Origin of the sequence: Ruegeria sp., from assembly GCF_040830605.1 — a bacterium.
GTDB lineage: Bacteria > Pseudomonadota > Alphaproteobacteria > Rhodobacterales > Rhodobacteraceae > Ruegeria.
The window spans coordinates 26,742-40,889 of the sequence record NZ_JBFOMD010000017.1 but is presented as its reverse complement, the minus strand read 5'-3'; the positions used below and the strand labels follow the sequence as shown (position 1 = coordinate 40,889).

Annotated in this window: 14 protein-coding genes; 7 read left to right on the top strand and 7 right to left on the bottom strand. The window is 63.3% G+C overall.

Annotation, left to right across the window (positions count from 1 at the left end):
* Positions 1 to 32: 32 nt before the first annotated feature.
* Positions 33 to 1,331 (bottom strand): 3-deoxy-D-manno-octulosonic acid transferase, encoded by a 1,299-nt coding sequence (locus AB3N21_RS20780; RefSeq protein ID WP_367936997.1) that lies wholly within the window; start codon positions 1,329 to 1,331, stop codon positions 33 to 35.
* A 1-nt stretch (position 1,332) separates the two neighbouring features.
* Positions 1,333 to 2,340 (bottom strand): GTP 3',8-cyclase MoaA, encoded by a 1,008-nt coding sequence (gene moaA / locus AB3N21_RS20775; protein WP_367936996.1) that lies wholly within the window; start codon positions 2,338 to 2,340, stop codon positions 1,333 to 1,335.
* 90 nt (positions 2,341 to 2,430) lie between these two features.
* Between moaA and AB3N21_RS20770 the strand changes: the two genes are divergently transcribed.
* Positions 2,431 to 2,865, top strand: coding sequence for a hypothetical protein (locus AB3N21_RS20770; RefSeq protein WP_367936995.1), 435 nt, complete (start codon positions 2,431 to 2,433; stop codon positions 2,863 to 2,865).
* On the opposite strand, the gene AB3N21_RS20765 is transcribed toward AB3N21_RS20770, so the two are convergent.
* The 4 genes from AB3N21_RS20765 to glmU are packed head-to-tail and all read right to left on the bottom strand — an operon-like array spanning position 2,853 to position 7,275.
* On the bottom strand, positions 2,853 to 3,539 hold the full coding sequence (locus tag AB3N21_RS20765) for a DNA alkylation repair protein (RefSeq protein ID WP_367936994.1): 687 nt from the start codon (positions 3,537 to 3,539) through the stop codon (positions 2,853 to 2,855). The two genes, AB3N21_RS20770 and AB3N21_RS20765, sit on opposite strands and share 13 nt — an antisense overlap.
* A 9-nt stretch (positions 3,540 to 3,548) precedes the next feature.
* Positions 3,549 to 4,091: a pyridoxamine 5'-phosphate oxidase family protein gene (locus AB3N21_RS20760; RefSeq protein ID WP_367936993.1), complete on the bottom strand. Its 543-nt coding sequence runs from the start codon at positions 4,089 to 4,091 to the stop codon at positions 3,549 to 3,551.
* A gap of 3 nt (positions 4,092 to 4,094) precedes the next feature.
* On the bottom strand, positions 4,095 to 5,918 hold the full coding sequence (gene glmS, locus AB3N21_RS20755) for a glutamine--fructose-6-phosphate transaminase (isomerizing) (protein ID WP_367936992.1): 1,824 nt from the start codon (positions 5,916 to 5,918) through the stop codon (positions 4,095 to 4,097).
* Positions 5,919 to 5,922: 4 nt separating this feature from the next.
* The gene (glmU, locus tag AB3N21_RS20750) at positions 5,923 to 7,275 is read right to left on the bottom strand and encodes a bifunctional UDP-N-acetylglucosamine diphosphorylase/glucosamine-1-phosphate N-acetyltransferase GlmU (protein WP_367936991.1); all 1,353 of its coding nucleotides are present in this window, start codon (positions 7,273 to 7,275) and stop codon (positions 5,923 to 5,925) included.
* Positions 7,276 to 7,408: 133 nt separating this feature from the next.
* Here glmU and AB3N21_RS20745 point away from each other — a divergent pair, with 133 nt between their 5' ends.
* The 4 genes from AB3N21_RS20745 (at position 7,409) to AB3N21_RS20730 (ending at position 11,221) form a co-directional block, all read left to right on the top strand.
* Positions 7,409 to 8,080 carry an HAD-IA family hydrolase gene (locus tag AB3N21_RS20745; protein WP_367936990.1) on the top strand — a complete coding sequence of 224 codons (672 nt, stop codon included), beginning with the start codon at positions 7,409 to 7,411 and terminating at the stop codon, positions 8,078 to 8,080.
* 61 nt (positions 8,081 to 8,141) lie between these two features.
* Positions 8,142 to 9,332, top strand: a complete 1,191-nt coding sequence (locus AB3N21_RS20740) for a DegT/DnrJ/EryC1/StrS family aminotransferase (protein ID WP_367936989.1) — start codon at positions 8,142 to 8,144, stop codon at positions 9,330 to 9,332.
* A gap of 189 nt (positions 9,333 to 9,521) precedes the next feature.
* Positions 9,522 to 10,688, top strand: coding sequence for an isovaleryl-CoA dehydrogenase (locus tag AB3N21_RS20735; RefSeq protein ID WP_367936988.1), 1,167 nt, complete (start codon positions 9,522 to 9,524; stop codon positions 10,686 to 10,688).
* Between the two features lie 2 nt (positions 10,689 to 10,690).
* Complete coding sequence (locus AB3N21_RS20730; RefSeq protein WP_367936987.1) at positions 10,691 to 11,221, top strand: lysozyme inhibitor LprI family protein; 531 nt, start codon at positions 10,691 to 10,693, stop codon at positions 11,219 to 11,221.
* Positions 11,222 to 11,286: 65 nt separating this feature from the next.
* Here AB3N21_RS20730 and AB3N21_RS20725 read toward each other — a convergent pair whose 3' ends face one another.
* A complete protein-coding gene (locus AB3N21_RS20725) occupies positions 11,287 to 11,892 on the bottom strand; it encodes an OmpW family protein (protein ID WP_367936986.1) in 606 nt (201 codons plus the stop codon).
* Between the two features lie 188 nt (positions 11,893 to 12,080).
* Here AB3N21_RS20725 and AB3N21_RS20720 point away from each other — a divergent pair, with 188 nt between their 5' ends.
* Together AB3N21_RS20720 and AB3N21_RS20715 are read left to right on the top strand one after the other, a co-directional pair.
* Positions 12,081 to 13,598, top strand: coding sequence for an AMP-binding protein (locus tag AB3N21_RS20720; protein ID WP_367936985.1), 1,518 nt, complete (start codon positions 12,081 to 12,083; stop codon positions 13,596 to 13,598).
* Positions 13,595 to 14,146 (top strand): lysozyme inhibitor LprI family protein, encoded by a 552-nt coding sequence (locus tag AB3N21_RS20715; RefSeq protein WP_367936984.1) that lies wholly within the window; start codon positions 13,595 to 13,597, stop codon positions 14,144 to 14,146. Before AB3N21_RS20720 ends, AB3N21_RS20715 begins: the two co-directional genes overlap by 4 nt.
* Positions 14,147 to 14,148: the final 2 nt, after the last annotated feature.

The window sequence follows — 14,148 nt, the reverse complement described above, 5'->3', positions numbered from 1 at the left end:
CGGGATATTTTTGAACAGAAGAAGTTCTGGGGTCAGGTGAGGGTCAACTGATCGCAGAGTGTGTCGATCACAGTGTCGAGGGCGGCCTGTTGTTGGGTGACGCAACTGCCGGCGGCGGTGCGGGCGGCGGTGAAGACGGCCTCGTCCTGCAGCCAGTGGGAGACCGCATGGGCGAGGTCTTCGGCGGTTTTGACCTCGACCGCGCCACCATTGGCGATCAGCGGGGCGTAGGTTTCGGCGAAATTGTAGGTGCCGGGGCCGGTGATCACCGCCGCGCCCGCCTGCGCCGGTTCGAACGGGTTGTGGCCGCCGATCTCACGTAACGAGCCGCCGAGAAAGACCAAGGGGCTAAGCGCGTACCATGTACCGGTCTCGCCCAGCGTATCGGCGAGATAGATCTGGGTGCTTTCGGTGATGGGCTCGTTTTTTGTGCGCCGGGCGTGGGTGAGACCTGTCTTTGCGATCAGCCCGGTGACCGCGTCGCTGCGTTCGGGATGGCGCGGGATCAGCAGCAGCAGCAGGTCCGGGTGGTGTTTCAGCAGGCTTGCGTGGGCGGCCAGTACTACCTCTTCTTCGCCTGCATGGGTGGAACTGGCGACCCAGACCGGGCGGGTGCCGATCTCGCGGCGGATCCGGGTGAGCGTGGTTTCATCCACGGGCAACGGCCCTGCCATGGCCTTGAGGTTGGTGCCGGGGCGGACCCGTTTCGGATCAGCGCCCATTGCGACGAGATTGTCGGCGGTCTTATCGTTCTGGGTCAGAAACAGGGTGAAGCGGTCCAGAATGAACTGAGCGGTATCGGGGCGTTTCTTCCAGCCCTCCACCGATTTGTCCGACAGCCGGGCGTTCAGCAGGGCCAGCGGGATGCCTGCGGCATGGGCTTCGACGATGAGTTGAGGCCACAACTCGCTTTCCACGAAGATGCCCGCGTCGGGGCGCCAGTGGCTGAGAAAGCGGCGGACCGGTCCGGTGGCGTCGAGCGGCGGGTATTGATGGCAGGTGCGCGGTGGCAGGCGTTTTGCGATAAGTGCCGCCGAGGTGGGCGTGCCGGAGGTGATCAGGAACTCCGTGCCCGGCAGCCGTTCGCCCAACTGTGTAATCAGGCGCAGGACCGAGAGGCTCTCACCGACGCTGGCGGCGTGAAACCAGATCAGCTGGCCCGGCGGGCGGGGCAGGCTGGCATGGCCGAGGCGCTCCTGCTGTCGCTCGACCGGCACTCCGGCGCGGCTCAGCTTGCGCCGTACGGTGGTCCATGCAAACGGGGCCAGCAACGCTGTGGCGCCGCGATAAAGGGAATAGAGCAGCGTCGGGCGGCTGCCGTCAGCGGCCATATCAGCCGCCCGTATGGCTCATGTGACGCGACATCTGACCGTCCGCCCGTTGCCGGGAGTAGTCGAAATCGTGCCCCTTGGGCTTGTGGCTGATGGCGGCTCGGATGGCTTCCTGCAGAGGCTCGGTGCTGTTGGGGTGATCGCGCAACGGTTTGCGCAGGTCTGCCATGTCCTCCTGTCCGAGGCACATATACAGTTCACCGGTGCAGGTCAGGCGCACCCGGTTGCAGCTTTCGCAGAAATTGTGGGACAGCGGTGTGATGAAGCCGATCTTTTGCCCCGTCTCCTCCAGCCGCACATAGCGGGCCGGTCCGCCGGTGCGCTCGGCCAGATCGGTTACCTGATAATGGTTCTCGTATTCGGCCCGCACGTCCTTGAGCGACCAGTATTGATCCAGCCGGTCCTCGTTGCCGATATCGCCCATCGGCATGACCTCGATCCAGGTCAGGTCCATGCCCCGCTCGGCGCACCATTCGGTGATGGTGGGCAACTCATCCTCGTTGAACCCCTTGAGCGCGACCGTGTTGATCTTGATCCTCAGCCCCGCCTTCTGCGCCGCGTCGATGCCGCCCAGCACCTGTTTTAGGCGGCCCCAACGGGTCACATCGCTGAATTTCTTCTCATCCAGCGTGTCAAGCGAGACATTCACCCGCCGCACGCCCGCCGCATAAAGCTGATCGGCAAAGCGGTGGAGCTGTGATCCATTGGTGGTCAGCGTCAGCTCTTTCAGCGCGCCGCTGTCCAGATGCCGGGTCATCGATTGGAAAAAGGTCATGATATCCCGCCGCACCAAAGGTTCGCCGCCGGTGATGCGCAGCTTTTCCACCCCCATGCCGATGAAGGTCGAACACATGCGGTCCAGTTCTTCCAGCGTCAGCAGGTCTTTCTTGGGCAGAAAGGTCATGTTTTCCGACATGCAATAGACGCAGCGGAAATCGCACCGGTCCGTGACCGAGACACGGAGATAGGTGATGGCGCGGGCGAAGGGATCGATCAGTGGGGCAGTCATGCGCCATAGGTAAAGCGGGCGGATGCCTGCGGCAAGGGCCAACCGCAATTTGGCTGGCACATTGGCAACGGCACAGCTAGGCTCCGTTGCATGAGATACGTGGCTTTGGTTTCGTTGGTTCTGATGGCTGGTTGCGACAGCATCCGCGCAACCTCTGATCGTCTGTTTGGCGGTACGGGCGCGCAGCCCGAACCGGCTGTGGCCGAAGCGCCGGTTGATGCTGTCGAAGTGGATGATGCCGGGGGTGTCGAGCAGGTCGCAGCAGGCCCCGGCTGGACCGGCGCGCGCCAGACCATCGCCGGGCTGGGCGACCCCACCAAGCCGGGCCGCTGGATGGAGACGCCGCTGGTTCAGGTCGAGCGCAATGGTCGGGTCGTTTCACGCAAAACCGGTGCGCAGGCTTATGTGACGCTGATCCCGGTTCCGGGTGATCCGGGCGCCGGCAGCCGGCTGTCGCTGGACGCGATGCGGGCGCTGCTGGAGCCAATCGACCAGCTTGTGGAGCTCGACGTCTACGCCAACTGATCCTTCAGGTATTTGCCTGCTTCCTTGCGGGCAAAGGCCTTCATCTGGTCCCCATGTTCCTCCAGAAAGGCACGAACCCGTGGGGCATCATGTTTCGACAGATCCCGCAGCCACCAGGCGATGGCCTTTTGGATGAACCATTCAGGGTCAGGCACATAGCCCGCAGCCCAGCCCAGGATGCGGTCGCGGCGGGCCAGATCCTCGGGCTTGGGGTGGTTCTGTTTGGTCCAGGGCAGGGTAGCCACCAGCGCCGCGCGGCGGGTCCACATGTGGTCCGAGCGGGTCCAGCTTTCCACCTGATCCAGCCGCGCGGGGTCGGCTATCAGCCGTTTCTGGATCGCTGAACACGCGTGATCGGCCACCGCCCAGCCGTCGAAATCGGGCACCCAGCCTTGCAGCAAATCCCAAACGGCGTCATCGACGCGGATGCGCGCCTGTGTCAGCAATTTGGAGGCGGCAACCCGGGCCTCGTGAATGTTGGTCCGCCAGAGTGCGTCAGCCAGCGTCACCCGATCCTCCACCGACAGCTCCCGCCGCCACGCCTTGGTCAGATCGTTCAGGACCGGTACCGGCACGCCCAGATAGGGGCGCTCGGCCTTGTGATAGGCGGCGACCTGCGTTGCGCGTTCAGGGTCGGCATGGGCTTTGATCTGGTCGAGATAAGCGGTGAGCATCGTGCCGCCTCAGACCGGGACGCCGGTGGGTTTGCCGTCGATGGTGGTCTGGTTCTTTTCGACCCAATAGGCGCGGATGTCGGCGTCGGATTTGTTGTCCACCCATTTCTGCATGGTGTCGCGGTCCGCGCGGTAGTCCATGAACGGCACCGCATAGCCGCAGGAGGTCTGCACCATTTCCAGTTCCACGTCGAAAATCTGCCGCGCGCTGCGATGGGGCGGGAAGTGCTGTGCGAGCTTTTCCCAGTCGGCGTCACCCGCCTGCACGGTGCGGGCGGTGCCATAGGCGCGCAGGATCATCGGGCGCGTTGTGAACGAACACCACATCAGCGTCATGCGATTGACCTCAAGGAGGTGACCTGCGGTTTCGTTGCCGCTGCCGGTCAGGTTCATCCACAAGATCCGGCTCGGCCCCACTACTCGCAGCGAGTCCATGCCCTTGGGCGAGATATTCACCCGCCCGTCGGTCCCGGCTGTCCCGACAAAGAACATGTGCTGCTCTTCGATGAACTTGCGATGGGCGTCATCGAGGGCAGGAAACTGCTTGGCCATGGTTCACTCCACCGTCACGGATTTCGCCAGATTGCGCGGCTGATCCACGTCCGTGCCCTTGGCGACCGCCGTGTGATAGGCCAGCAGCTGCGCCGGAACCGCATAAAGGATCGGAGTCAGGCTGGGGTGGATATGCGGCATGCGGATGGTGGACCAGACGCCGTCCTCGGCCTCGGCAATGCCTTCGTCATCCGAGACAAGGATGACCTTGCCCTTGCGCGCCATCACCTCCTGCATGTTCGACACGGTCTTGTCGAAAAGCGCATCGCGCGGCGCCATCACCACCACCGGCATATGCTTGTCGATCAGCGCGATGGGGCCGTGTTTCAGTTCGCCAGACGCATAACCTTCGGCATGTATGTAGCTGATTTCCTTAAGTTTCAGTGCGCCTTCCAGCGCGAGCGGATACATCAGTCCGCGGCCCAGGAACAGCACGTCCCGCGCCTCACTCAGCCGTTGCGAGGCCTTTCGGATCGGGCGGTTCTGATCCAGTGCGGCATTCAGAACCGAGGGCAGCCCGCGCAGGGCGGCGGCGTGATCAGAGAGTTCCTCGTCGCTCAGCGTACCGCGATCGGCAGCGGCCTTGAGCGCCAGCATCAGCAGAACGCTCAATTGGCAGGTGAACGCCTTGGTCGAGGCCACGCCGATCTCGACACCCGCATGAATGGGCAGCGCGATGTCGCTCTCCCGCGCAATCGAGCTTTCCGGCACGTTCACCACCGAGACGATCTTGTCCGCCTTGCCCTCGCAATAACGCAGGGCGGCCAGCGTGTCGGCGGTCTCGCCCGACTGGCTGACGAACAGCGCCAGCGTGCGGTCGGTAACGGGCGGTTCGCGGTAGCGGAACTCGCTGGCGATATCGACCTCGACCGGCAGTTTCGCCAGCTGTTCGAACCAGTATTTGGCGGTGAGACAGGCGTAGAACGCGGTGCCGCAGGCCACCATGGTCAGCCGGTCGATCTGGGTGAAATCCAGCCCCTCGCCGGGTAGGTGCACAAGGTCGCTGCCGGTCGGCAGGTAAGAGCGCACCGCTTCGGCCACCACCACCGGTTGCTCAGCGATTTCCTTGGACATGTAGTGCTTATGCTCGCCCTTGTCGGTGCGCGCCTGATCCAGCTTGATCTTGCGCATCTCACGATTGGCAAGCTCACCCTGCTCGGTGCGGATCTCAAGCGAGGTGCGGGTGACTACGGCGCGGTCGCCCTCTTCCAGATAGGTGATCCTGTTCGTCAGCGGCGCCAGCGCGATGGCGTCCGAGCCCACATACATCTCGCCATCCCCATGTCCGATGGCCAGCGGTGAGCCCTTGCGGGCGGCAACGATCAGATCCTCCTGCCCGTCGAACAGAAAGGCCAGCGCAAAGGCGCCGTCCAGCCGGTCGATGGTCTTGAACGCGGCCTCGACCGGGGCGAGGCCCGATTGCAGGTAGTGCTCGGTCAGCAAGGCCACGGTTTCGGTGTCGGTCTCGGTCTGGAACGCGATGCCGTTCTCGGCCAGCTCCGCCCGCAGCTCGCGATAGTTCTCGACGATACCATTGTGCACCACGGCCACCGGTCCGGCGCGGTGTGGATGCGCATTGGTCACCGAGGGCGCGCCATGGGTCGCCCAGCGGGTATGGCCGATCCCGGCCTTGCCCGGCAGCGGGTCATGCACCAGCAGGTCGCTGAGATTGACCAGCTTGCCCACCGCGCGACGGCGGCCCAACGCGCCATCATTCACGGTCGCGATACCTGCGCTGTCATAGCCGCGATATTCCAGCCGCTTCAGCGCCTCGACAAGAATGGGGGCCGCTTCGTGGCTCCCCAGAACTCCAACAATTCCACACATAAATTCAGGCCCCTTTATTCTGGCGAGCCTTTTTCGCCTTCAACATATCAAACAATTTGCGCGCATAACCCGGTTTGTTTTCCTGCCTGGCGCGCGCCACGGCCAGGGCATCGGGGTCCACATTCTTGGTGACGACCGTGCCGGTGGCGGTCATGGCGCCGTCGCCCAGCGTGACGGGCGCCACCAGCATCGTGTTCGAGCCGATGAACACATTCTCACCGATCTCGGTGCGGTGCTTCATCACGCCGTCATAGTTGCAGGTGATGGTGCCCGCGCCGATATTTGTCGCCGTTCCGACCGAGGCATCGCCCACGTAGCTCAGGTGATTGACCTTGGCGCCTTCGCCGATCTCGGCGTTCTTGATCTCGACAAAATTGCCGACCTTGGCGTTCTCGGCCAGTTCCGCGCCGGGGCGGAGGCGGGCATAGGGGCCGACCACGGCACCTTGGCTGACATGGCAGCCTTCGAGATGGGAAAAGGCGCGGATCGTGGCGCCGCTTTCGACGGTCACGCCGGGGCCGAAGACCACGTTGGGCTCGATCACCGTGTCGCGGCCAATCACTGTGTCGGCGGCCAGATAGACCGTCTCGGGCGCCATCAGGGTGACGCCCAGATCCAGCAGTTCGGCGCGGGCGCGGGTCTGAAACACCGTATCCGCCGCGGCCAGATCGGCGCGGGAGTTGACGCCCAGCGTCTGCTCCTCGTCACAGGCCACGGCGGTGACCTTGAGGCCGCGACTGCGAGCGATCTCGACGATATCCGTCAGGTAGTATTCGCCCGCAGCATTTCCGTTGCCGACCTCGGAGATCAGAGAGAACAGCGTTTTTGAATCGCAAGCCATAAGGCCTGAGTTACAGAAGGTTATGGCGCGTTCCTCATCTGATGCGTCCTTGAACTCGACGATCCGCTCCAGCGTGTCGCCCTGCATCACCAGGCGGCCATAGCGCGCGGGGTCCGCCGCTTCGAACCCGAGGATTACCAGATCATGGGTCGCCCGCGCCGCCACCATACGTTCCAGCGTATCGGGTTGTAGAAACGGGGTGTCGCCATAGAGAACCACCACATCGCCGCTGAACCCGGTCAGCGCCTCGCGCGCCTGATCCACGGCATGGGCGGTGCCGAGCTGTTCCTCCTGCAGCACGACCTGCGCGGTCTCATCCTCAACCGCGACCGCCTTGCGCACGTCATCGGCGCCGTGCCCCGCGACCACCACGGTACGCTCGGGCGACAAAACGGCGGCCGCGCGCATGGCATGCACCAGCATCGGAGCGTGGGCGATGGGATGGAGAACCTTTGGTAAATCCGACTTCATCCTGGTGCCTTTTCCAGCGGCGAGGATGACAAGGGCAGTGGTCATGAAAATGATTTCTCTTTTGTTTTGCTGCGGTCCGTTTTATCCGCTGAGGGCAAAGGCGCAAGCGGTTGAGCGATCAAACAAGGTTGCCGTTTGCAACAAGGCGTGGCGGAAACCCGCCGAACATGAGGGCAGGATGCGCACAGTAATCTTCGATCTGGACGGCACGCTGGCGGACACGTCGGGCGACCTTTTGGCCGCGGCCAATCACTGTTTTCGGGACATGGGGCATGGCGATGTGCTGGTGCATGGGGATGACGCCGCCGTGGCCCTGCGGGGTGGGCGAATGATGCTGACCCATGGGCTGAAACGGGTGGATGCCTATGAGGCGGCGACCGTCGATCAGTATTATCCGGTGCTGCTCGACGCCTATGCGCAGGCCATCGACCATCACACAGAGTTCTATCCCGGCGCGCTGGAAGCGGTCGAGACGCTGAAGGCCGCCGGTTATGGCGTCGGCATCTGCACCAACAAGCCCGAAAGGCTCGCCGATTTGCTGCTGACACGGCTCGGCGTGCGCGGCGCCTTTGCCTCGCTGATCGGTGCGGACACGTTGCCAGTGCGAAAGCCCGACCCCGAGCCACTGCGCGAGGCGGCACGGCGGGCCGGAGGCGATCCGGCACTCTGCGTGCTGATCGGGGATTCCGATACTGACCGAAACACGGCGCGGGCAGCGGGGGTGCCATCGGTGCTGGTGACCTTCGGGCCCTCGGGCGCGGATATGGCCGCGTTGCAGCCCGAGGCGCTGCTGGATCATTTCGACGACCTGCCGGGGCTTGTGCCGGGGCTCATTGGTCAGGTGGCGTGAGGCGGGCGATTTCTGCATCGCGCCCCTTGACCACCTGCACAGCGCGCCGCACAAACGGCGCATGATTGAGACATTTTCTGGCAGCTTCACTCAACAGGAACCCATTCCGGACGACGCGATCGAAGCGGCGGTCTCGGTCCTGCGCCATGGCCGGTTGCACCGCTACAATGTGGCGCCCGGAGAGCTGGGCGAAACCGCGCTGCTGGAACAGGAATTCGCAGCGCAGATGGGGGCGAAATACTGCCTTGCCGTGGCCTCGGGCGGCTATGCGCTGGCCACGGCATTGCGCGCTGTCGGCGTGGCACCGGGCGATCCGGTTCTGACCAACGCGTTCACACTGGCGCCGGTGCCGGGTTCGATTGCGTCCGTGGGGGCCAGGCCGGTCTTTGTCGGTGTGACCGAGGGTCTGACCATTGATCTGGACGATCTGGCGGCGAAGGCGGATCGCGCCAAGGTGTTGATGCTCAGCCACATGCGCGGGCATCTCTGCAACATGGACCGGCTCATGCAGATCTGCGATGCGGCGGGCATCACGGTGATCGAGGATTGCGCCCACACGATGGGTGCCGCGTGGAACGGCGTCGCCTCGGGGCGGCAGGGGGCTATCGGCTGTTATTCCTGCCAGACCTACAAGCACGTGAATTCGGGCGAGGGCGGGTTGCTCATCACCGATAATGAAGAACTGGCGGCGAAGGCGGTGATACTGTCGGGGTCGTATATGCTCTACGAACGTCATCTTGCGGCGCCGTCGCCGGAGGTGTTTGAGCGGATCAAGTATGACACCCCAAATGTCTCGGGCCGGATGGACAACCTGCGCGCGGCGATCCTGCGGCCTCAGCTTCGGGATCTGGACGCCCAGGTGACACGCTGGAACGAGCGCTACCGGGTGCTGGAGGAGGGCCTGCATGGCACGCCCGGCCTGACCGTGGTCGAACGGCCCGAGGCCGAGACTTATGTGGGGTCTTCGATCCAGTTCCTGTTGCTCGACTGGGCGGCGGAGCGGGTAAACGAAGTGATCCGGCGCTGCGGCGCTCGGGGGGTGGAGCTGAAATGGTTCGGCGGCGCCGAGCCCACCGGGTTTACCTCGCGTTACGACAGCTGGCGCTATGCGGAAAGCGAGCCCATGCCCGCGAGCGACCGCGTTCTGGCCGGGATCATCGACATGCGGGTGCCGCTGACCTTCAGTCTTGCCGATTGCCAGTTAATCGCCCGCATCATCCGGGCCGAGGTCTGCGCGGTCTATCAATCGTAACCAGATTGAGTGCGCCTGCGGCGCACGCTCGATTCTTTGGATTGGCGCCCTTCGCGAGCGGAGCGGCGCCATTTTTTGTTGCCTTGCACGGAATTGTCCCGTCCGCGGAGGGCCGGGCGTTGACCGGTGGAGGATTCGCTGCTATCCCGGTTATTGAACAAGTGTTCATTAACGCGAGAGGAGGCCGCGATGTTCACCGCAACCATGCAATTTGACCTTGGCGAGGATGTGAACGCCCTGCGTGAGGCGGTGCATCGCTGGGCGCAGGAGCGGGTCAAACCGATGGCGGTCGAGATCGACCGGACCAATGAATTCCCCAACGACCTGTGGAAGGAGATGGGCGAGCTTGGCCTTTTGGGCATCACCGTGCCCGAGGAATATGGCGGCGCGGGGATGTCCTATCTGGCCCACACGGTTGCGGTGGAAGAGGTCGCACGGGCCTCGGCCTCGGTCTCGCTGTCCTATGGCGCGCATTCCAACCTCTGCGTGAACCAGATCAAGCTGAACGGCACTGATGAGCAGAAAAAGAAGTATCTGCCGCGTCTGATCTCGGGTGAGCATGTGGGCGCGCTGGCGATGTCCGAGCCGGGTGCCGGGTCGGACGTGGTGTCGATGAAGCTGCGGGCCGAAAAGCGGAATGACCATTATCGGTTGAACGGCAACAAGTATTGGATCACCAACGGGCCGGACGCGGACACTCTGGTGGTGTATGCCAAGACCGATCCCAAGGCGGGGTCGAAGGGGATCACCGCCTTTCTGATCGAAAAAGAGATGAAGGGGTTCTCGACCTCGCCCCATTTCGACAAGCTGGGGATGCGCGGGTCGAACACGGCTGAGTTGATCTTCGAGGATGTGGAAGTGCCCTTCGAGAATGTGCTGGGCGAAGAGGGCAAGGGCGTGGCGGTGCTGATGTCGGGGCTCGACTATGAGCGCGTGGTGCTGGCCGGGATCGGCACTGGCATCATGGCCGCCTGTCTGGATGAGGTCATGCCGTATTTGGCCGAGCGCAAGCAGTTCGGCAAACCGATCGGGACCTTCCAACTGATGCAGGGCAAGATCGCGGACATGTACACCGCGATGAACTCGGCCCGGGCTTATGTCTACGAGGTCGCCAAGGCTTGCGACCGGGGCGATGTGACCCGTCAGGACGCGGCGGCCTGCTGTCTCTATGCCTCGGAGCAGGGAATGACGCAGGCGCATCAGGCAGTGCAGGCGATGGGCGGGGCCGGTTTCCTGTCCGATGCCGCCGTCAGCCGCATTTTCCGCGATGCCAAACTGATGGAGATCGGGGCGGGCACCTCGGAAATCCGCCGGATGCTGATCGGGCGCGAGATGATGGGCACCATGGGGGTCTGACCATGCGCGCGGCGCTTGCATTGGCTCTGGCGGCTTCCGTTGCGTGGCCCGCTTTGGCGGCTGATCCGGAGTTCGACAGGAAGCGAGCGCAGTTTGAGCGGGACATCTCCGCGATCCGCGACTGTATGCAGACAGACGCATTCATCAAGGCTGGTTCGACCTGTGCAGAGATCACGGTCCAGGACTGCCGGGACAGGCTGATCGAACCTTACTCGCGCCTGGATATGGAGCAGTGCCTGGTGGCAGAGATGCGCATCTGGGACCAGCTTTACAGCGAGACCGTGTCCGGGGTTGTCGACGCGGCCATTGCCTTTGATGCGGACTCAATCCGGTTTGAGAGTGCAGCCCACGACAGGCTGGAGTTGTTTCTGCGAACCGAAGCCGCATGGCTGACCTATGCGCAAGAGCAGTGTTTTCTGGAAAGCGCCCATCGGGGTGCCGGAACGGCTGCCAGCAGCACTCAGTATGTATGCAGAATCCGCCTGCGGGCCGAGCGGGTTTCGGATTTGCGCAATCTGGGGTTGGTGAAATGACGGCCCGCGCGCCGGATGGCATGCGGGCCGTTCGCCGGCGGCGCGGGGCCGCCGGTACCGGGGGATCAGAAGCTGTGGACGTAGGAAAAGCCCACCAAAACCGGATCGATATCGGCGGTGCCGATGGGCGCGCCGTTCAGGGTAACGTCGCTTTCGATGTCGAACCAGCGCACGTTCAAGCGCAGCGCGCCCCTGTCGGTGATCTGATAGTCCAGGCCGGCCTGCACCGAAACGCCGAAGGAATCGTCCGCCTCAAGGTTTCCGAGCGGCGATTGCTCGTCGAAGAAGGTGGTGTAGTTCAGCCCCAGCCCGACATAAGGCTTCCACGCGCTTTGGGTGGCGAAGTGGTAGTTGACCGACAGGGTGGGCGGCAGGTGCTTGACCGAACCGGCATTGCCGAGACCCGCCAGCGTGACGTCATGTTCGAACGGCGTTGCGGCCAGCAGTTCGATCCCGATATTGTCGCGGATGAAATACTCCAGAGTGAAGATCGGGCGGGTGTCGTCGTCGATGGACGCAGCCGCGCCCGCCAGCGTGCCGTTGTCGGATTTCGGATCCAGGTAACCAAGCCCGACGCCAACCGTCCAGTCGCCCTGCGATTGCGCCGCGACAGGGGCGGCAAGGGCGGTCAGGGCCGTGGTCAGAACCAGAGCGGCGGCTGTGCGTTTCATGGGAACTCCTATTCTCATATTGCATTAATTGGTGCCGGTTCCGTTCTGGACACCGGACCGGGCCGCGGCTCTGATCTGGATCAAGTGCCGAGTGGCCGGAAGCCGTACTTGAGGCCGAAGCGGTTGGGGAGAATTCGGCAAGGCGCTGAAAGTAAACATCATTTTTGCAAATGCGCGAGGATCTACCCATGAGGCGCATACCGGGTTTGCATCAGGCGGGAGGCTGGGACATCCCCGAACGCCTCAACATGGCACAGCAATGCCTGCGGGGCAGGGATGGCCAAACGGCGATCATCGACCTGACCGGTCCGGAGCGGGTGGACGTCTCCTACACGCAGCTTCGCCAGATGGTCGACCGCTTGTCCCGCCGCCTTCTGCGCGAGGTCGCGCCGGGTGACCGGGTGGGCGTGCTGCTCAGCCAGTCCCCCTGGTGCGCGGCGGCGCATCTGGCAATCTGGAAGACCGGCGTGATCTCGGTGCCGCTGTTCAAGCTGTTCAAGCAGGACGCGCTGCGGTCGCGCGTCGGCGATGCCGGGGCGCGGATCGTTCTAACCGATGCCGAGGGGGCGGCGGTGCTGGGCGATCTGGCCACGCCGCTGATGGTCGATGAAGTCGGCGAGGAGGGCGGGCCGGTTCCTTTTATGGATACCGGCCCAGAGGTCCCGGCGGTGCTGATCTACACGTCGGGCACCACCGGCAGTCCCAAAGGCGCGCTGCACGGCCATCGGGTGCTGACCGGCCATCTGCCCGGCGTATCGATCAGCCACAATCACCTGCGCGAGGGCGATTGCCTGTGGACCCCGGCCGACTGGGCCTGGATCGGCGGGCTGTTCGACGTGCTGATGCCGGGTCTGGCGCTGGGCATCCCGGTGGTCGCGTCCCGGCTCGACAAGTTCGACCCGCAGGCCTGCGCCGACTTGATCGCACGCGGCGGAGTGCGCAACGTGTTCTTCCCACCCACGGCGCTGAGGATGCTGAAGGCGGCGGATAAGGCGATTCCGAGGCTGCGCTCGGTCGCTTCGGGCGGCGAGCCGCTGGGCGCCGAGATGCTGGCTTGGGGCGAACAGGCGTTCGGCCTGACAATCAACGAGTTCTACGGCCAGACCGAGTGCAACATGGTGGTGTCCTCCTGTGCCGAGGATTTCCCGGTGCGCCCGGGCTGCATCGGCAAGCCGGTGCCGGGGCACGAGGTGGCGGTGATCGACGCGGACGGCAACCCGACGGTGGAAGAGGGTGACGTGGCCATCCGCCGGGGCTCGGCCTCGATGCTACTGGAATACTGGAATCGGCCAGATGCGACTGCCGAGAAGTTTCGGGGCGACTGGCTGATCACCGGCGACCGGGGCGTGTGGGAGGGCGATTATCTGCGCTTCGTGGGCCGGGAGGATGATGTGATTACTTCATCCGGCTACCGCATCGGCCCAGCTGAGATCGAGGATTGCCTGCTGACCCATCCGGCGGTCGCGACAGTTGGAGTGGTCGGTAAACCTGATCCTTTGCGGACCGAGATCGTGAAGGCTTATGTCGTGCTGAAACCGAGGGCTGAAGCCTCGGCGGAGGAGTTGCAGGGCTGGGTTAAGGACCGTCTGGCGAATTATTCTTACCCGCGCGAGGTGGCCTTTCTGGAGGAATTGCCGATGACGGTTACGGGCAAGGTGATCCGGAAGGAGTTGAAGCGCTTGGCAGCGGCCGAGGTTGTGTCATGAAATCAGGTTTTAAACTCCGTATGACCTTTGCCGTTGTGGTAGTTCTCTTGAGCCAAAATGTCGCCGCACAGGAACAAGAAAGCCCACATTTTCTTGAAGATGTACGAGTGATTGAAGAGTGCTTGAGCGCGCTACAGCCATTTTTGACCCAACCGCTGACGCTGGCCAATGGACACTGCGAGAACGTTGTCGCAAACGGCTGTCAGGCAACGTCTCAGTACAACGACACCCCCGCGATTGTCAGATGCATCACTAGGGAACTCGGTGCCTTCGAACGGATTATGGAGCACAGCCTTGAGCGGGCCGCCAAGGCAGTTCGAAACTTTGGAACTTATGAAGAGTTTGGGCTCCAAGCCGAAAGAAAACTGCGTCGAGCCCAACTCGCTTGGTTGGAATATCGTGACAATCACTGCGAACTTGCTGGTGACAGCACATCACCGGGAACTATCCACTCCGTGCGTCGAGTAGGGTGTCGGTCAAGAATGACGGCAGACAGAGTGCTTTATTTGCGGGGTCTTTTCTTGGGATACAACATGGAAAGGTACTAGCG